Annotated in this window: 19 protein-coding genes; 13 read left to right on the forward strand and 6 right to left on the reverse strand. The window is 39.5% G+C overall.

The features are described 5' to 3' along the window. Positions 1 to 118 precede the first annotated feature (118 nt). Positions 119 to 1,447, reverse strand: a complete 1,329-nt coding sequence (locus tag L1077_RS25245; protein ID WP_237139553.1) for a murein transglycosylase domain-containing protein — start codon at positions 1,445 to 1,447, stop codon at positions 119 to 121. Positions 1,448 to 1,491: 44 nt separating this feature from the next. Next, positions 1,492 to 2,070, reverse strand: coding sequence for an LPP20 family lipoprotein (locus L1077_RS25250; RefSeq protein ID WP_237139554.1), 579 nt, complete (start codon positions 2,068 to 2,070; stop codon positions 1,492 to 1,494). Positions 2,071 to 2,274: 204 nt separating this feature from the next. Between L1077_RS25250 and L1077_RS25255 the strand changes: the two genes are divergently transcribed. Genes L1077_RS25255 through L1077_RS25265 form a run of 3 tightly spaced genes read left to right on the forward strand, consistent with a single transcriptional unit; the run spans position 2,275 to position 5,594 of the window. After that, entirely contained in the window at positions 2,275 to 3,978 is a 1,704-nt protein-coding gene (locus L1077_RS25255) for a hypothetical protein (protein WP_237139555.1), read from the forward strand. A gap of 13 nt (positions 3,979 to 3,991) precedes the next feature. Continuing rightward, positions 3,992 to 4,606: a penicillin-binding protein activator LpoB gene (locus L1077_RS25260; protein WP_237139556.1), complete on the forward strand. Its 615-nt coding sequence runs from the start codon at positions 3,992 to 3,994 to the stop codon at positions 4,604 to 4,606. After that, complete coding sequence (locus tag L1077_RS25265; protein WP_237139557.1) at positions 4,596 to 5,594, forward strand: LPP20 family lipoprotein; 999 nt, start codon at positions 4,596 to 4,598, stop codon at positions 5,592 to 5,594. Before L1077_RS25260 ends, L1077_RS25265 begins: the two co-directional genes overlap by 11 nt. 46 nt (positions 5,595 to 5,640) lie before the next feature. On the opposite strand, the gene yejK is transcribed toward L1077_RS25265, so the two are convergent. Beyond that, the gene (gene yejK, locus L1077_RS25270; RefSeq protein ID WP_237139558.1) at positions 5,641 to 6,651 is read right to left on the reverse strand and encodes a nucleoid-associated protein YejK; all 1,011 of its coding nucleotides are present in this window, start codon (positions 6,649 to 6,651) and stop codon (positions 5,641 to 5,643) included. Positions 6,652 to 6,717: 66 nt separating this feature from the next. Between yejK and L1077_RS25275 the strand changes: the two genes are divergently transcribed. The 6 genes from L1077_RS25275 (at position 6,718) to L1077_RS25300 (ending at position 13,376) form a co-directional block, all read left to right on the forward strand. After that, the gene (locus L1077_RS25275) at positions 6,718 to 6,930 is read left to right on the forward strand and encodes a DUF1414 domain-containing protein (protein ID WP_063363908.1); all 213 of its coding nucleotides are present in this window, start codon (positions 6,718 to 6,720) and stop codon (positions 6,928 to 6,930) included. Positions 6,931 to 6,934: 4 nt separating this feature from the next. Next, positions 6,935 to 8,428, forward strand: coding sequence for a DUF3413 domain-containing protein (locus L1077_RS25280; RefSeq protein ID WP_237139559.1), 1,494 nt, complete (start codon positions 6,935 to 6,937; stop codon positions 8,426 to 8,428). 97 nt (positions 8,429 to 8,525) lie between these two features. After that, positions 8,526 to 8,999 carry a DUF4124 domain-containing protein gene (locus L1077_RS25285; protein WP_237139560.1) on the forward strand — a complete coding sequence of 158 codons (474 nt, stop codon included), beginning with the start codon at positions 8,526 to 8,528 and terminating at the stop codon, positions 8,997 to 8,999. A 236-nt stretch (positions 9,000 to 9,235) separates the two neighbouring features. After that, positions 9,236 to 10,969, forward strand: coding sequence for a bifunctional isocitrate dehydrogenase kinase/phosphatase (gene aceK, locus L1077_RS25290; protein WP_237139561.1), 1,734 nt, complete (start codon positions 9,236 to 9,238; stop codon positions 10,967 to 10,969). After that, positions 10,966 to 11,904, forward strand: a complete 939-nt coding sequence (locus L1077_RS25295) for a LysR family transcriptional regulator (RefSeq protein ID WP_063363904.1) — start codon at positions 10,966 to 10,968, stop codon at positions 11,902 to 11,904. The genes aceK and L1077_RS25295 overlap by 4 nt, the downstream gene beginning before the upstream one ends. Continuing rightward, positions 11,901 to 13,376 carry a carboxypeptidase M32 gene (locus tag L1077_RS25300; protein ID WP_343222315.1) on the forward strand — a complete coding sequence of 492 codons (1,476 nt, stop codon included), beginning with the start codon at positions 11,901 to 11,903 and terminating at the stop codon, positions 13,374 to 13,376. Before L1077_RS25295 ends, L1077_RS25300 begins: the two co-directional genes overlap by 4 nt. Positions 13,377 to 13,406: 30 nt before the next feature. Here L1077_RS25300 and L1077_RS25305 read toward each other — a convergent pair whose 3' ends face one another. Further along, positions 13,407 to 13,769, reverse strand: a complete 363-nt coding sequence (locus L1077_RS25305) for a hypothetical protein (RefSeq protein ID WP_237139562.1) — start codon at positions 13,767 to 13,769, stop codon at positions 13,407 to 13,409. Between the two features lie 140 nt (positions 13,770 to 13,909). Between L1077_RS25305 and L1077_RS25310 the strand changes: the two genes are divergently transcribed. From L1077_RS25310 to L1077_RS25320, 3 genes are all read left to right on the forward strand, one after another. Then, positions 13,910 to 14,773, forward strand: a complete 864-nt coding sequence (locus tag L1077_RS25310) for a hypothetical protein (protein WP_237139563.1) — start codon at positions 13,910 to 13,912, stop codon at positions 14,771 to 14,773. A 107-nt stretch (positions 14,774 to 14,880) separates the two neighbouring features. Beyond that, positions 14,881 to 15,291 (forward strand): hypothetical protein, encoded by a 411-nt coding sequence (locus L1077_RS25315; protein ID WP_237139564.1) that lies wholly within the window; start codon positions 14,881 to 14,883, stop codon positions 15,289 to 15,291. Positions 15,292 to 15,354: 63 nt separating this feature from the next. After that, on the forward strand, positions 15,355 to 16,266 hold the full coding sequence (locus L1077_RS25320; protein ID WP_237139565.1) for a M14 family metallopeptidase: 912 nt from the start codon (positions 15,355 to 15,357) through the stop codon (positions 16,264 to 16,266). Between the two features lie 29 nt (positions 16,267 to 16,295). Here L1077_RS25320 and L1077_RS25325 read toward each other — a convergent pair whose 3' ends face one another. Beyond that, positions 16,296 to 16,886, reverse strand: coding sequence for a CBS domain-containing protein (locus L1077_RS25325; RefSeq protein WP_237139566.1), 591 nt, complete (start codon positions 16,884 to 16,886; stop codon positions 16,296 to 16,298). A gap of 456 nt (positions 16,887 to 17,342) precedes the next feature. Here L1077_RS25325 and L1077_RS25330 point away from each other — a divergent pair, with 456 nt between their 5' ends. Next, the gene (locus L1077_RS25330) at positions 17,343 to 18,299 is read left to right on the forward strand and encodes an FHA domain-containing protein (protein WP_237139567.1); all 957 of its coding nucleotides are present in this window, start codon (positions 17,343 to 17,345) and stop codon (positions 18,297 to 18,299) included. A gap of 34 nt (positions 18,300 to 18,333) precedes the next feature. Here the strand turns inward: L1077_RS25330 and L1077_RS25335 are convergent, their stop codons facing one another. Beyond that, positions 18,334 to 18,855, reverse strand: coding sequence for an Mpo1 family 2-hydroxy fatty acid dioxygenase (locus L1077_RS25335; protein WP_237139568.1), 522 nt, complete (start codon positions 18,853 to 18,855; stop codon positions 18,334 to 18,336). Positions 18,856 to 19,041 lie beyond the last annotated feature (186 nt).

Genomic DNA, 19,041 nt, shown 5'->3' on the forward strand with positions numbered 1-19,041 from the left:
TCAGGTCAGGTCAGGTCAGGTCAGGTCAGGTCAGGTCAGGTCAGGTCAGGTCAGGTCAGGATTAATTTGAACCATAATTTATGAAGTAGCAAGTAAAAGCCTGCTACTTCTAATCGATTTAAATATATAGCTTTTCAGCAGCCAACACTTTTTTAAGGTAGTGCTTTGTCTCGTCATAAGGCAAACCGGCTTGTAGAGCCTCCAGTACACGCTCTGGTGGCATAGAATTGATAATTTTAGCCGCTTCACGGATATTTCTAGAATCATTCGTATTGAAGACTCTCGCGACATTGCCTGCACCAGTATTATATGCAGCAATCATACAATATTTGCGACTAAGCGGATCTTTGATTCGACTTAAATACCGGTCGTTGAGTAGATGAAGATAGGCCGTGCCTGCTTCAATATTATTGTTCACAACGTATAGATATGGCGCGCTCATAGGTGCATCAATTTTAAATAAAAACCGATTAACATCAACACCCGCACTGGTCGGTACAACTTGCATTAGGCCATATGCAGGAATATGCGACTTGGCAAGGGGGTTAAAGTGACTTTCTGTATGCATTACAGCCAAGACTAGACTTGAGTCTATCTTAAACCGTTCACTATGCTTAGCAATATCGCCGGTGTAATTGGATGCTCTTTTTTTAGCGAGGCTGCCTTGCGGCAGTTTGATAGTCACTTTGGTAACGGTTTCATCATTTTGGCCCGCTATCTGTCTAACTGATTGAGCTAAGCTTTGAATACGCTTTACTTCAAGCTGATCTAACTTTGCTTTATCTTGCGCAAGCTTTTCAGCTGCAACTCTAGCATTCTCTTCATCTAGCGCCAGTTGCTCATCCGCTTTTTTTTCTAATAACTGCTTTTGCTCTAACGTTTGCTGTTTAATTTTTGATTTCGCATCAATAATTGCATTGACCTTTAAATTTCGATCAATATCGTAATCTTGAATATTGGCTTTCTCTAAAGATACTTGTTCACCACTAAAGAATGTTTGCATTAAAGCAGTTTCAGCTTTTCTAAAGCGCTCAAATTCTTTTTGCACGTCAGATTTTGACGGTGCCTCCTCGCCTTCATGACGTATACTTAAAACAATCTCATTACGCTCAAAATCAACTTCTAGCCTTGAACGATTATCTTCAGAATAAGAAACATATTCACTCTGCGAGGCAATTTTAGCTTCACCCCACTCTTTGATAAGCTCATCTCTAAATGCGTCATATTCTGCAAGGTGTTGTTCAACAAACTCCTCATATTCCCCTAAATGCTGAGCTTTGAACTGTTCAAATTCAGATTGCTCCGAACTTGATTCTGGAGTTGATTGCGCCTTACTATCGTAACCCTGCATCTCTTTTGACAGTTCACCAAAAAGTGCTGAAGTACTTGCAAAAGCAGTACTTACTACAAATTGAGAAGCGATTGTTAATGCGAGTACTTTCTTCACTTTAATATCCTTAAAAGCAAAAACGCGCCAAAAGGCGCGCTGTATTAATTCGTCAATCTAGCAATTTCTTTTTCTAAATCTTTTTCAGCTTTATAAGCTTTAAACTCTTGATATAAGAATTTCTCATCTTGCGGATTGATTTCTTTCTTTGTCTCTTTTATCACATCTTTAAATAGTGAATGAGTTAGCTGTGGTGATAACACAACTAGAGAACAGTAGTAATCTTTCCCACCAATTTCGACAACATCAGCTTTATTTACACGAGAACCATTAAGTGTTTGCTTTGTCAGTTGCTTTGATACTGAACTAAACGTAGAACCTACTGTCGTATCGTCATTAGCATCAGTGCGGTTTGCAAATGTCTTATCTAAACCTTCAATACGGGTTTCAATTTGTTGAGCCAATGCTAAACGCGCATTTGCAACAGATTTTTTTTGATCGATTGAAATATTACCAGAGAATTTGACACAGTCAGCAGCCGCAATGCCGTTTTCAATCGTTGGGTTCAATACCCAATCTGGAATATTTACTTTAGATTGAGAAGCAGACTGTTCTTGCGTCGAGCTACAACCTGCCAAGATCCCTGTAACAAGCACAGAAGTAAGTAGCGATTTAAGTTTCATGGTATTTTCCTTCGTAAGAATGATTGCCTAAGCGATGATTTAAATTTAACAAAAGGCTCGGCTAATTACAGTAATAAATTGTAAGAACGATTTTTTACAACTTTATTCTTTAAAAAAACTAAAAAAATCTTAAACTTGCTGACAATATAACTGAATAAATTGGTATAGTCACTGTCATGTTTTTAACAAGTCATGGATGTCAACGTGCAAAATAACATAATTACTAAAACGCACTTTACTTTCTTTACAGTCATTTATCTGTTTTTTCTAAGCGGGTGCCAAAGTACTCCTGCAAATAAAAATGCAATTCTGCTTGCTCAACAAGGCGAATTTGAATCTGCAAAACAAACGATACGTGCAGACTACTCAGCTAACGGCAAAAGCAAACTCCTACATTACTTAGAACTTGGTATGCTTAATCACTTACAAGGTAATTACCAACTCAGTAACCAACAACTGACCCAAGCACAGCAAATCATCGAAGAACAGTACACTATCAGTATTTCTGAAAGTGCACTCGCTTTATTAAGTGGGCCTTCTTTTACTACCTACGCTGGGAAGGTGTATCATAGACCTCTGATTAACTTCTATAAGGCGCTAAACTACAACGCACTGGCAAATCAGACTAATGCTGACCGTCAAAGCTTTTTAGACTCAGCCCTCGTTGAAATGAGGCAGCTTGATACCTACCTTTCAGGGTTAAAAGACGCAACTGGAGGCTATGATGAAGAAAAACCGTCTGGTTTAGACCTATTAACTGAGCAAATAGATAATTTAACAAGGCCGTTGTTTGCACCAAACGATTTACTCAAAGATATAGAGTATAAAGATGATGCTTTTGCACACTATGTCAGTGGTATTCTCTTTGAACGCAACCAAGAACTGGACTCCGCTAGGATACAATATCAACGTGCTATCCAAGCTTTCGAGAATGGCTTTGCTCAACAGTACGATATAAACCCAATTGTTATCACCCAAATCAAGAAAGATCTTATTCGTGTAATGGCAATGGCTGGGGGTTACTCTAATGAAGTCGCGAAATTGAAATCCGAACTCAAAATCACAACAAGTAAAACTTCTCAGCCTGTTTTAAACATCTTGCAAGATGTAGGGATTGGACCGCAAAGAAAGCAATTTAACTTACTTTTAAATGTAGATGAAGAGGCCAAAGCACTTGTTATGACGCCCATTTTATGGGGTACTCAACGGGAACAACAAGCGCAAATGCGATGGTTTCAGATGCTTTATGCAGATACGAGTATATTTGACCTAATCCAAAATTATGCAACTGGTGATGTCAGTGACATCGTTATGGGCGGACTTACTAAGCGGATACCATTGGGACCAATTTGGGATGACGCAGTAGATATCGGCTTGATCAGTGCCCTTCAATATGGGAGCCGTATTTCCGTTACCTATCTAGAGCCTCTAAAACAACAAATAGATCGCTCTGAAATATGGGTAAACAACCAAAAAGTTGCAAATTTGGAGAAGATTTATTCTGTTAGCCTTCTAACCTTACAAGATGCCCTAAATAACGCCAACTCAGAAATACAAATAGCCTTAGCAAGAGAGATCGTTAAGTCATTAACTGCTCAAAAAGCGATTTCGGCGACAGGGTTAGATGCTTCATTCTCAGGGTTTGCAAAACTTGCTACCTCCGTTGTCAATGCAGTCACTGCATCTGCTGATGTAAGGCAATGGCACTCTTTGCCATCACAAATCAATTATATCCAGCTGCCTGTGTCAAAAGGGGAACACACCATTACACTAAAAACCTATTTAACATCTGGTATCGTTCTAGAGCAGAGCGAAACAATCCAGATTGTTGACGACGTGACGCTTTGGCATACACGAACATTTTTACAAAAAACACGTATCGAAACACCGGATTCAACTTTTTTATAATGGAAAAATTGTTATGAAATGTAATAAGACCTTACTTAAACTTACTCCGCTTTTTGTCGCTTGTACTCTCGCGGTTTCTGGTTGCTCGTCGACCAAGGTCCAAAGAGTAGATGCAAATCAAGAGGTTGCATTATCAGACAAATGGAATGCAAAGGACTCGCAACTAGTTGCCGAAGCAATGATCAATGACATGCTGAGTTTTCCATGGGTAAACGATCACTTACAAAAAGAAGGTTCTAAACCTGCTATTATCATTCAATCAGTGCGTAACAAGTCTCACCAGCACATTGCTGTAGATACATTTTTAAATGACTTAAAGCGTTCAATTTTACGCAGCGGACAAGCTGACTTCGTCGCCAACAAAGATGTCAGAAAAGAAATCCGCGATGAACGAAAAGATCAAGAGCTTAATTCAAGTCTTGAGAGTCAAAATGAAATGGGGCAAGAATACGGCGCTGATTATGCACTGTCTGGCACTATCAACTCTTTTGTTGATGAGCAAGGCGGCGATCGTGTGACTTTTTATCAAGTTGATTTACGTCTAATCGATATGACGACAAACCGTGAGGTATGGAATGGACAAAAGAAAATACAAAAACTGCAGGAACGTTCACGTTTTGGCTTCTAAACCACTTTTAGCGACAATGCTTAGTGTCGCTTTGCTTTCTGGTTGTCAGAGTAATTCAGCGAGCCAAACACAACAAAGCACCACACCACAGTGGATAACTGTGACACCAGCGTCTAGTTATATGGTGTACGGTGTTGGCAATGCGCAAAATACAGGTGACATACAACAAGCTAAATTGGCAGCACAAGAGTCAGCCCGTCTCGCTTTGGCGAAACAACTGAATGTTACTATTTCTGGAAATACAACCATTAGCCAACAAGCTGATAATAAATCAATGACCTTTCACATTGATGAGTATATTCAATCAAAAGTCCCAAATATTCAGTTACAGGGTGTAAAAATTGAAGATGAATATATCAGTGCTGATAAACAAACTATTTATGCCTTGGCTGCATTCAATCGAACTGAAGCAGTCATGCAAACCGAGTTATCGATCAATGCACTTGATGACGAGATCAGTCAATTTTCATTATCTCAAGCTCAAAAAAGTAAAAGCTTAGCACTTAAAAGTGCAGTTGCACTCAAAGAGCTTGGTGTTAAGCGGAACAAACTGAATAATTATTTGCAAATGCTTCAAGCCGCGCACGTCAGTATGCCGAATACTGTGCGAGCGAAGCTAGACATGGCAGATGCACTATTAAATGACATTAGCTTTAGTATTAATGCAGATAATAGCAAGCATCAAAAAGTCAGAGACATGCTTGCCAAAGCACTGACAAGTCAAGGTATCAAGATCACAAACCAGGGTGCTGATTTCGATTTGAGCTTTCGTGTTGATTGGCAAGATATGAAAAAGTCAGGCACTTTCTATAGCCTTGCTGAAAGCTACCTTGTGGTAAAAGAACAAGGCGAAGAAAAAGCACACTTTAACGCTAAAGTGAAAGCCGCTTCAAGCTTTAAAGATACTGCAAAAAGCAATGCTATGGGGAAACTTGCAGATAAATTGGGCCAACAATTGGCGCAATTTGTTGTAACAGGTAAATCCTAGTCAGCGCTTTTTTATTTATAGTGTAAAAAAGGCCACAAGGCCTTTTTTATTTTTCTTGTGAGTACTTCTCTAGTTGATCTTTTAAGTTAGGTGGGACACCTTTGATAGTAAGGGTATCACTAACTGGATCATAAATGACGCGCTCACCTAAGTGCTTTCTCTCGAATCCGACGCTTACACCGCCGCCCATACCCGAAAACTTCACCATTGCAGTCACAGTCTTTTTATCAAGTGGGAATGACTCTTCCAGCTCATAGCCTTGTTCTTTATAAAAATCCTCAAACTGAACTTCTGAAGATTTCGAAAGCGTATCAGATAAGCCTTCGATATCAGCATCTTCGCCACTATTAATACAGTCATTGCAGTAATCAAATACCTCTTTTCTGATGACGTCTTTTTCAGATTTTTCAAACTGCTGTTCAGCCAAATAATCTTCAACTGCATGTAACATAGTCTGTGATTGTTGCTTAGGATCAACCCCTTCTGCACATCCTAAAAAGTCTAAGAAAAAGTCAGCAACTTTGCGTCCAGCTCGGCCTTTAATAAAAGAAATATAGCGATTCTCTTCTGCCTGCGTGTCCCAAGCTGTCAAATCAATACGCGCTGCTAACTGCATTCGAGAAATATCCAAGTGTCTGGAACTTGCTAAATCAAGTTCAGAAGTGATCGAATAATGCTCTTTAATGCTAATTTGAGCAATCAGCATATAATCGCAACCGACATATTGATAATGACAAAAAATTAAATACCCCGTTTCATGAAACGCATATTTATTTAGCTCTTCTTTTAACACTTCAGTTGCCTGCTGTGTCAAATGCCAAAAGCCTAGCTCATTATTACGATAACTTTGCATCGCAGATGCAACTGTACTATTTTTGTCACCATCAAATGCGCAAAACCCCTTTCCAGGTTTTCCATTATATGCATGGTGCAACTGCTCAATAAATACATTGACCCTATCATTAACGGCCATCTCGTCTTCACGTAAATGAATTTGCGTTTCTTCGTCTTGCTTGTCTACATAATGTACAACAAGCTTTTTCACCTCAATGCTCATCTTTGTTTTTAACGCCTCTGGTGTTAGAATATGAAGAATTGTAACTCTATTAATTTGAACCAACCGATGCCAATTCAGTCTAAATATTCCAATGAACAAGTAGAACAAATTGTTGATAGTTTAATCACTGTGCTTCAAGAGCACAAAGCACCTGTCGACTTGAGTTTAATGTGTTTAGGAAATTCTATCACGCACATCCTAAAAGAGCATGTGCCAGAGAGTAAAAGAGAAGAAGTCGCGGAAAATTTTGCAAAGGCGCTTACTCAATCGGTAAAGTAACGGAATGAATTTAACACCACACAGTCCTTTTTCTTCAAAAGCGAGTCAACTGCTAAGTTGGGGACACTGGTTTACTTTTGCTAACATAGGGCTGGTGCTTATTATTGCACTGGCCTATTTAGCAGCAGATGCAGCACCAAGCAGTGCGGTTGGCTGGGTATACATGATTGTAACCTGGGTAAGCCACACCAGCTTTATTACTTTTTGTGCCTTCGTGTTAACCGTGTTTCCACTGAGCTTAATCTTCCCTTACCCTCGGCATATACGAGGCATGGCTGCGCTCATTGCAACATTTGGTATATCTGTTTTATGTCTAGACGCATTTGTATATTATCAACATGGTTACCATTTAAGCTTTCAATCTTTATCGGAAATAATATCGCTGTTAATAGGCATGCTTAATAGCATGTCCATGCTAACCGTCGTTTTAATCTTCTTAGGGTTTATAGCCATATTAGGGTTTGAACTTGTGGTGGGAAATCATGCATGGCGGCATTTAGACAAACTCAAATCTTACAAATTTCCTAAATACGCGACTGCCTTCTTAGTTACTTGTTTTGCCACTAGTCACCTAATGCATGTTTGGGCTGATGCGAATAACTATTTTGATGTCACCAAACAAGATAATGTTTTGCCACTTTCCTACCCCACTACAGCGAAAACATTATTAGCTAGACATGAGCTATTAGATTTAAATGAATACGAGCAAGCCAGAACTGTAAGGTTAGAAAACGCTACTTCTCATTTTCAGGTGCCAAATAATCTACAATATTGTGAATTTGATGCACCTGCTGTAGATATTTTTGTCTTAGACTCTATATCCAATACAGCAAACCAATTATCCAATAAAGACTTATTTAGTTACTCTCATGTGTTAGTGCCCACTGATCCACAAGACCACTATTTTAATCTAATATATGGCCTGCCAGCTTACTATCGCGATACGATAACCGAGCAAAAGCTAACTCCAATCTGGAACTCAAAAAACACATTATCTGTTGCCAGCGACAATGTTTTCGGTTACTTCAATGAACCGGAAAAAGACAGTAAAGTTAGATTTCACTTTACCTCTGAGCTGCCCAACCTTTCGGATGCTAGTGCGTACATCGTTATTGAGTACCCTGCGGGTAGTGAAATCGTAACGCAAACAACATTACATACTAACTTAACCTATTTCTCAGATCATAACGGATTGATGCAGGGTACCGACATTATGTACACGTTGCTCGATAAGCATTTTAGTTGTGGTCAACTTGCGTCTCAAACCATGATAGGCAACGTATCAGGTAGTAGTGAATTAAATCAAGGTGTGAACTATTCCCAAGGTGTTCTGATCACCTATAAGAAAGACCGCATTATATTGGTAAATCATGATGGAAGGCATAAGCAAATATCTGCAAAGGAAGGGTTCCCTATTGAGCAAAAAATGGATATTCCCTTTCTCGTTCAGAGTATAAAATTACTCAAAAGATTCACAGCAAAAGCACCCAATCAATAATTGGGTGCTTTAACTGCAATTTCAGCTCTCATTTCAACGTAACCTTTTATTTTTTGTCTATAGTTAGGTAATGCGCGACTACAGGGAAACGTCAGCTATGAAATTTACTTTACTATTATGCTTTTTATTTTGTACCAATATCAGCTTCGCAAAAACGACGGTTTCTTATTACAAATGCATTACTGACAAGAGCACCATCTTTAGCCAACACCCTTGTTCAAACAGCGCACAGCAGTACACACTGACTCACTCAGATCCACAAGCTACCATACCCTCTGAGCAACATTTTAAGACATTAAATGAAATAGAGCGAAAGCAAATTATTCTTAACCTAAAAAATGCGCTTCGTGCAAAAAAACAGCATGCCGCAATACTTGGCCGAAAACGTGATGAAGCAGCCAGAAAGCAGCAACGCCGTGTGACTCGTTTGATGGATGATGACAAACGAAAAGCCACAGTGAAAGATGTAAAAAAGCAATTAAAGACAATAAATAAAGATTACTTGAAAAGAGTAAAAGTCCTGAATAAAGAAATTGCACAGATTGAGAAAAAGCTGAAGCGGCTAGAGTAATAAAATGGCCCATGATTAAGTCATTTCCCCTGAATTTAGAAGTCCTTTCATAAAATACTATATACCATGAACTTGTTATGACAGTGATTGTGCATATTTGCAAAAATTGACCAATTCAAGCTAGAGTGTAAGAAAATTAAGCTATATGCTCTTTTTGCTATGGCTTGAAACCCTTGGATAATAATACCTATTTTTAACTTTGAGCAGGGTTAGTTTATTTGAAAAAGGAAGCTTTTATGGGCCCTCAAGATATTGCGTTTTTAATTATTTCTGGCTTTAAAAAGCACTATGCTCTTTTTCAAAGCATCACAGCACAGGCACCAGATGCGTTCATATCACAGCAATGGGCCAATATAGAGCGGATCAGTAAAGCGCGGATCAGCCATTACGATGAACGCATACAAGAAACCGTCGAAGTACTAAAACTACAATTCCCGACCAAACAAATTTGCAGTCACTTATGGCTCCAAGTAAAAGAAGCCTACATTGAGTTATTGACTTTTCACCCTCAAGCAGAGCTTGCAGAAACATTTTACAACTCGGTGTTTTGCCACCTATTCCACCATAGCTATTTCAACAATGACTATATATTTGTTGATAGTTCAAAAAAAGGCGTGCCATTGCTCCCCATTGAAGCAGAGTATCGAAGCTACTTTCCTGTTATCGAGGGTCTACGCAAAACAATTGAGCAAATTATTAAAGATACCGGCTTTTTTGATGACTTTCATGACCTTGAGCATGATATCCGACTTTTACAAAGAGCCTTTTTGAAACAAGCGCCCAACACACATCACCAGCATTTTAGAATGCGTTTTGATATTTTAAAGGCACCATTTTATCGCAATAAAAGCGCATACATTGTCGGAAGAGTCATTTCTTGTTCTGGTGTGCAGCCGTTTATAATCGCTCTATTACACCATCCAAGCGGTAAATTAAAAATAGATGCATTAATTACACAAGCCTCTCAAATGAGCTTAATATTTGGCTTTGCTCGCGCTTATTTTTTAGTAGAGACACGCGCACCGTCAGCGATGGTAGGATTTTTAAATCAATTAATGCCCAGTAAAACTGTTGCGGAACTATACAATTCAATTGGTTTTCATAAGCACGGAAAAAATGAATTTTACCGTGAATTCTTGCTGCATCAAAAACACAACCCTGAGCGCTTTACTGTCGCCCCCGGCACACCAGGCATGGTCATGCTAGTGTTTACTTTGCCGACTTTTCCATACGTATTTAAAGTCATAAAAGACAAATTCGCGCCGAGCAAACCGTTTGGTAAAGAGACAGTTTTAGCGAGATACCAGCTGGTCAAAAACCATGATAGAGTCGGTCGAATGGCTGACACGTTAGAATATTCAAATGTAGTCATTCCCAAAAATCGTATAGATCCAGATTTACTCGATGTAATAAAAGAAAAAATCGCACAAAATATCATAGAAGACGATACGTTCATCACCATTAAGCACTTGTATATTGAAAGACGTATCACACCTCTCAATCTTTTTATACAAGATGCAACTGATGAGCAAATAGATCATGTTATCGAAGATTACGGCAATGCCATCAAAGAGATGTTACAAGTTAATATTTTTCCAGGTGACATGCTCTTAAAAAACTTTGGTGTCAGTCGACACAATCGCGTGATCTTTTATGACTATGACGAGGTACAATACCTTACACAAATGTCATTTAAAGCGCTGCCCAAGGTATCGCTCGACGATTTATATTCAGGACAATCTACACCATCGGTTGCACCCAATGATGTATTTCCCGAGCAAATGTGTACATTTGTACTGACAAACCCTAAACTCAAGGCTGCTTTTGAGCGCCACCACCCAGAACTTATGACGCCGATGTATTGGCAACAAGTTCAACGGGATATACGACAACATATCACCAAACATGTTTATCCATACCCGCAAAGTCAGCGGTTTGGACATCACAATAACAAGAAAGGAACATTGTGAACATTAGCAAAATTGACCTCAACTTACTGGTATACTTAGACACTCTACTCAGAGAGTGTAATGTAACACGTGCAGCTAACCAGCTAAGTATCACACAACCTGCAATGAGTAATGGTCTAAAGAGACTGAGAAACTTATTTAATGATCCCATACTCGTGCGCACCAGTGAAGGCATGGTACCCACCGAGCGAGCGTTAGAATTGCAACCTGTCATACGTGGGATCTTAATGACTCTAGAAGAAACGCTCGCCCCAAATAGAGAATTTGAAGCAAGTCAAAGTAAACGCGTTTTTCGTATTATGGCAAGCGATTATGCTGCAAGCACACTCGCCCCCAAGCTACTGGCCAAGCTACATAATGAAGCGCCAGATACCACGCTAGATATACTAACTCCCAGCGATGTCACTTTTCATGATGTTGAAAATGGTAAAGTGGATATGGCAATCAATCGATTTGAGAACCTGCCTCAATCGTTCCACCATAAACAAATTTGGAAAGATAGCTTTAGTTGCCTAGTCAAATCCGATAATCCGATTAAAGAAGATTTCACGCTAGACGCTTATTTAAATGCACGCCATATTTGGGTGAGTAAAACCGGTTTCGGTGTCGGTGTCGGCATGAACCCGGAAGATGTCCAAAAGCTAGGCTGGGTAGATGAAGCACTAGCAAACTTTGGTAAACACCGAAACATTGCCACCTTCACACGTAACTATCATGTTGCAATCCATCTTGCCAAAGAACAGAATTTGATTGCGACACTGCCATCAAAGGCTGCCAACATATACAGAGATGATAACTCGTTAGCCATTTTGGAGCCCCCGTTTCCTATTCCTCCCTTCGAGCTAGATATGATTTGGAGCCCACTACTTCACCGCGATGCTAGCCATGTGTGGTTGAGACAAAAAATTGCAGAAGTGGCAGAGGAAATAAAATGATGACGACAAAAAACTATAACAAGCTCATCGAACACTACCACTCTATTGATAACTTTGAGCACCTGAGTGCAATTTGTAGTTGGGATCAGGCTGCAATGATGCCATCAGGCGGGGCTGATAGCCGAGCTGAAGCCATGGCAGAGCTAGCTGTTCACCTTCACTCACTTCATACTACGCCGCAGCTCGCCGAACTCTTCGAATCAGTTAAAGACGAAGAGTTAAGCGAATATCAGCAAGCCAGTGTAAGAGAGATGCGCAGAACTTGGCAAATGCGCACGGTACTACCAGTTGATTTGGTCAAAGCCAAAAGCTTAGTGGGTGCCAAATGTGAACACCAATGGCGAACACAAAGAGCAGAAAACGACTGGCAAGGCTTCGTTAAAAACTTTGAGCCAGTCGTAAAGCTTAGCCAAGAAGAAGCGCAGATCAGAGCAAGCGCGAATAATCTGACGCCCTATGATGCAATGTTAGATATTTATGAACCAGGTATGAGCAGCGAAGAACTTGATCAACTGTTCAAAGACATAACTGGCTGGTTACCACAGCTTATCCAAGAAACCAGACAAATACCGCCACCAGCAACGCATGTATCTTATCCAGTAAAGCAGCAAGAACTGCTAGCGCATGAGCTCATGACAATACTCGGATTTGATTTTGACCACGGTAGATTGGACACTAGCGTTCACCCATTTTGTGGCGGAACAAGTCAAGATACCAGAATAACAACACGGTATGATGAAGATGAATTCATCAACGCAATGATGGGCGTGATCCACGAGACAGGACACGCATGTTATGAGCAAAACTTGCCAACACCTCTGAATAAGTTACCTGCAGGTAAACCCCGCTCTATGGCCATTCACGAGTCGCAATCCTTATTTTATGAAATGCAAATAGCGAGAAGCCCTGAGTTTATAGCTCTAATAAGTGAACTTGCGGCACGCCACTTCCCCAACTATGCATCAATAAATACGACTCAAAAATTACAGCAGAACCTGCAGTGCGTTACCCCTAGTTTAATTCGTGTTGATGCTGATGAAGTCACCTACCCAGCACACATTATCTTACGCTATGAAATAGAAAGAGATATCATTAACGGCAAGATTAATTGTCAGGACATTCCTGAGCTTTGGGATAACAAAATGTCCACACTATTGGGGCTTTCAACAAAAGGCAATTACAAAAATGGTTGTATGCAAGACATACACTGGACAGATGGAAGTTTCGGATACTTCCCAAGTTACACGCTAGGCGCTATGTATGCTGCACAATTTAAACATGCTATGAGCCAATCTATCGATATTGCAACACAGATCAATAATCGAGATTTCAAACCTATTTATGATTGGCTAAACACGCATATTTGGCAAAAAGCGAGTTTGTTACCAACAAATGAGCTAGTGCTCAAAGCGACGGGATCTTCGCTCAATGCTCAGATCTTTAAGGAACATTTACAGAAACGTTACACTTAGAGCCAAAAGTCGTTAATTTGAGGCAAGCTGCTACGCATTTGCCTCATGCTTTACTTTATTGGCCATATTAATCTTATTTACCAAAAACTGTGCCGTTTCTTGAAGGGGGGCGTCTTCAATTTGCTGCATTCTATGGTCTATAAAGCCTTGCAATCTACCACTTTTCAATGCCAGCAGACACTTACTTATTGACTCATCAACATACTCGTTTAAAGGGGTTGAGCCACTCCAATGTAAAGAATTGGCCCATTGCAAAACATGACTAAGCTCGCTCGGCTTAATTTCTCCACATATGCATTGTGACATTAATGCAATATCAAGTAGCGACTCTTTTTGCAGCTGTTCAACACACACTCCACTGTCGAGATGCGATAGCAATTGTTCAAACTTCATTTTTGACTCCTTCAATTGACGGCATGCCTTTGATGGCGATAGTACGAACATATAAAACTCCACCGACAATGTCACTTAAAAAATATACAAGTTGCGAACCATGCACTAGCCTTAGAATTGGGTAAATAAAATGGTCTGAAATGTTTAAAAAGCTCGGCTTTATCGCATTACTCAGTGTTAGTCATTACTGCTTTTCTAAAGCAAATAACGAAATCTCTGTTCCAGTGAATAGAGATATTTATGGATATGCACAAACTATTTTAAATACACAGGACCTCGACAGTATCTCTCCAGACATATTTGATCACCCACTCTGCCAACGAGATGTTGTCGACTTAATTATCATTCAAAAAGCACTACAAGTTGGCAAAGCAGACGTAACTTTAAATTTCTTTATGATCGATCACGAAGAACGAGAAGAAATCTTACTGCAATCTGGAATGTCGATGGTTAGCGTGGACACAATATGGTTATCTCAAGCCAAAGCTTTGGGCGACAGTGTATTCATCTCTTCTCCTATTATTAGAAAAGGCGAGTACTTTGCAGGCATTTATACAGCTCAGAGCAGGGCTAAAACATTAGCATCAGAAATAAAGCAGGACTTTTCAAATGTGACTGTCGTAAGTAATAAAGCGTGGTCAGTCGACTGGTCTACCATCAAACAACTCAACCCAAAACAGCTATTTAATGAATCAGACTGGACAATGATGGCGCGATTGGTAAGCAATGAATGGGTGGATATTATGCTCATACCATTCAATAATCAAACCCCTTTCAGGTACGCAGGAAAAGGTTACAAAGTTGAAGCAGTTCAAGGTGTTAAAGTTGCACTACAAGATAGCCGCCACTTTGTAATAAGCAAAAAGTACCAAAACAGTCAAGCTGTTTTCGACTCCCTACAATTGGGAATAAAACAACTCAGAACCAACAGTTTTATCGAAGAATCATATCAAAAATGCGGGTTTCTAAACATTTTGGTTGATGAATGGCGAGAAATACCCTAGAAAAATCGTATTTTAAACTATTGATGCCCAGATCCATATTTACTCCATTTTGTTCCAATATCTTTCCCAAACTTAAAAAAAACACCAATAGGAAATAGGAATTTAAAATGAAAGAACTGAGGCTGCAAGTTAATATTGTATTCTACTTAATCGTAATGCTTGCTTCATTAGCACTGCTAAGTGCGGCAAAATTATTTATGGATATGCAATTATCAAGTTTGGCGACTCTACAGTTCGTTATCGCTATTTCAGCAATTTTCATGGCACTTGTACATCTAATGCTCACCTTATCAGGGCAGAAAAAGGTGACTATTTGCAATCAAGGAATCTCATACTTAAATCTTTTCGCGAGAAGAAAGTTTGTTCCATCTGAAGAAATCACAAAGTTAACCACTCGTAACTGCTTAGGGTTAAAAGTGATCCAAGTTCACACCCATGAGAAAACGATTACCCTATTGGCATTCAAAATAACCAAAGCACAAAAGAAATCACTGGTTCAGCTTGGCTACTTAGCTTAAAAGTTTGCCATCTAAAGATAAACTGCATAGCATGCTGCGCACAGGTCAAAACAGAGTCAAATCATGTCAAAGCAATATCATATAGGCACAACTGGAACACCTTGGACAGCAGCTGAAAAGCAACTTTGGTTTAAGTCTCAAACAATTAAACGCTCATATCAAGAGATTGTAATAAAAGAAATAAAAGCACTCGCTACTTTTTGCGATATTGAACAGTATGGATCATTAGACTATCAAGATGGTACATACCCTGTATTTGCATTAAAAAATAAAAATGTTGATACATCACTGCCGACAATTCTTGTTACAGGTGGTGTACATGGCTATGAAACAAGTGGCGTTTTAGGTGCTTTAGCGTTTGCACGGCACCAAGTGCGACAGTTTACAGGCAGCTTTAACTTTGTCATTTTGCCTTGCATCAGCCCATGGGGCTTTGAAACGATAAATAGGTGGAATCCAGATGCAGTAGACCCTAATCGGTCATTTTACGATAACAGCCCTGCATTGGAGTCTCACTTAGCAATGCATTATGTTAACCAGCTATCAGCCAATATCATTGCACATATTGACCTTCATGAAACAACAGATACTGACAACAGTGAATTTCGCCCAGCGTTAGCAGCACGAGATGGCAAAGTAAACCACAATTGGAATATACCTGATGGCTTTTATCTCGTAGGGCATACTCAAAAGCCTGAGCCAGCATTTCAAAAATGTATTATAGAACAGGTGCAAAAAGTCACGCACATAGCTGATGCCGATGATAATTCACAGTTGATCGGCGTAGGTATAGAACAGTTTGGTGTCATTAACTACGATGCGACCAAACTGGGCTTATGTATGGGCTTCACACAAGCTCAGTATGTGACGACCACCGAAGTGTACCCTGACAGTGAAAAGACCTCTGTACAAGAATGTACTGACGGCCAAGTTGCTGCCATCATAGGTGTAATCAAATACTTAAAAACACTTTAACCTTATTCTATATGGGTAGCGGCTTTAAACTAAGCCGTTACTTCACCGTGTTCATAAATAATTTCAAAAATCTCTTTGAATGAGTGGGCTTTTTGGAAAATATTTACCGGAATATGAAGCGCTCTTGCAATATCAGATGCTGAAATCATACCACGCAGTACTTGGCTGTGGTCCATAAGTAGCACATGCTGGTGCCCCAACTCTTTCAAAGTTTCTAAGATATCACCGATGCGTGCATCTTTAACACAGTCATAAAACATAGCATGCAACTCACTTTTTTTGGTCATCACATCTTCTACGGTAAGATCTGAGCGAGAAACGCTGCGCTTTTGTGCAGTAGTGAGCACTTTCCTGCCCGTCAAATCTTTCGAATTAACAACCCCCACAAATGTATCATCATGATCAATAACTAACTTACATCGCACATGCCCATTTACCATCATAAATAGCGCATGATCAATATCAACGTCTTTTAGTATCATTTGTGGCTGACGCCGTGAAAAATCTGTTACTACCTGTTCTGCTGGGCTAAATATCGATAATGGGTTCCCTTCATAGTGCTCACAAAACTGATAAATCCCTTTTAATTTTGTCGTGTTTAATAATCTAAACTCACTCATATACCACCTCTTGTGGACTCATCAACTACCGTTATTTAAAAAGGATGGTTCATTGTTCATGGGATCGCAAGGTTGATTAGAGGTACGGTTTGAATCATAGAAAAGTGCTGTAATCGGCTGTAATAGATAAAATAAGTTATTCTTCGTACAATGTATTTTATAGGTTAGTGAACTAACGCAAAGATCAATTTGGGCTTTGTACACAGTCAAACTTGCAGATTTCCCTTTATTGGTGCCCACCTAGGTGGGCCCACTTTTATGACACTGTCTCGTGGAATAAAATCTAAGTAAATACGGATAAACGATACGATAAGTGGTGTCATCAGTATTACGTTACTTGCGTTTATCTTTGATTGGGATTTTTTAGTGGCGATTTACTCCTCATTTCAGGTAGAATTTCTGCAAACAAAACGTACTGCTAGCCCTTAGCACATATACGGAAATCTAGGAAACTCTATGGCTTACTTAATCGATGAACTCAAGCTCGAAAAAATATATTTAAAGAGTTATCACACTTTTGGACGATACAAATTTAATGTAGATACGTTTTTAGACAAGCCCGGTATTTCTAGACATCATGCCATCATCGAATACACCAATGACAATTGGTTAATTCGCGATGTAAGTACAAATGGTATATGGATAAATGACCGAAAAATTGATAAAAACCTTCCTTACCAGCTCTCTGAAAATGATAAAATTGACTTTGCTGCACCGGGACAAAATTCATTTGTCGTGGGTAGTCTAAATGCCAATTGCCAGTATTTTGTTTCGCAAAATAATCGTAATAATATCATTGAAGTCGAAAACCAAATGCTGCTTCCTAACGAAGAAGAACCGACACATATTGTTTACTATGACGCCTTGCTCAATTATTGGTTTCTTGAAGATCTTACGACCTCAGACAAGCAAGCCTTAATCGATGGCGGTATTACCAGTCTGTTTGGCGAGCAATGGCTGTTCTATTGTGCAGGCATCTCAACCATGACAAAACACCTAGAGCAACAACCCGCGGTGAAACCACTGGCCTTAAGCTTTGCTGTTAGTCTAGATGAAGAAAAAACAGAACTCTCTTTACACGTTGAAGGCGAGGAATATAACTTAGGTAGCAGAAGCCATCACTATCTCCTTTTACTACTAGCTAGAACGCGCATTGAAGACAAGCAAGCAGGTGTAGATGCTGAATTTCAAGGTTGGGTTTACAGAGAAGATCTCGCTAAGCAACTTGGTGTACAAATGAACCATATGAACATCATGGTGCATCGCGCACGCAAACAATTAAGTGAAGCAGCACCTGACCGAGCACCTGAAGCAGGTTATATCATCGAAACTAATAACGGTCAGCTACGCATGAATTGTCAAGATGTCACCATTTTAAAAGGCGCTCAGCTTGAGACGCGCATTAGCTTGTAGCATATAATCTGTAGTCTACTGTGGGCCCCAACTATCAATTCCGATAGGGCCCAGCTTGCGCTATGATATGCGCTTCTAGCTTTTTCATTAACCCAAACATGAATAATACTTCCACAAGTACAAAAAGTGGTCCAATTAAAAGCCCTACTAAATCATCTACAAATGCTGGCTTTTTCCCTTCATAGTAATGGCCTATGAACTGCATGACCCAGCCTACAACAAAAACTGATGCGCCACTCAAATAGAATATCCCTGTTGCAATATCAAAGTTTAAAAACTGTGTATAGATAGACATCACAAGCACATAGCCCAAGCTCAATAATATCAGCATAAGCACACCAAGTTTGATTGATAGGCACAAATAATAAACCGATACCAGACCAATCAACACAGTTGACACAGTGATCGAAACAGTATTTAAGTCAAATAAGGGAACATAGGTCATTAGAATAACGGAAAGGACGATCAAGGGAACGCCAAACAAATGTGTGCGTATATTGCGATTATCTCTGTGATAAAGTGCATACTGGACAAGGTGACTTTCTAAATTTTTCATCTCTGTACTCATCAAGAGTAAATACTTTAATTTTCACTCTAACGCCTTACAGGAAAAAAAGTCAATAAAACACAGCTCACAAAGCAAACAACATTTAGCTTGAATATATTTTCAACATATAAAAAAGGCCGCCTACGACTTTGGCGGCACATTCACTGGGCAATAAAAAGCAGTTTTATCATCTCT

The organism is Pseudoalteromonas luteoviolacea, assembly GCF_021654285.1.
In the GTDB taxonomy this organism is placed as follows: Bacteria; Pseudomonadota; Gammaproteobacteria; order Enterobacterales; family Alteromonadaceae; genus Pseudoalteromonas; species Pseudoalteromonas luteoviolacea_J.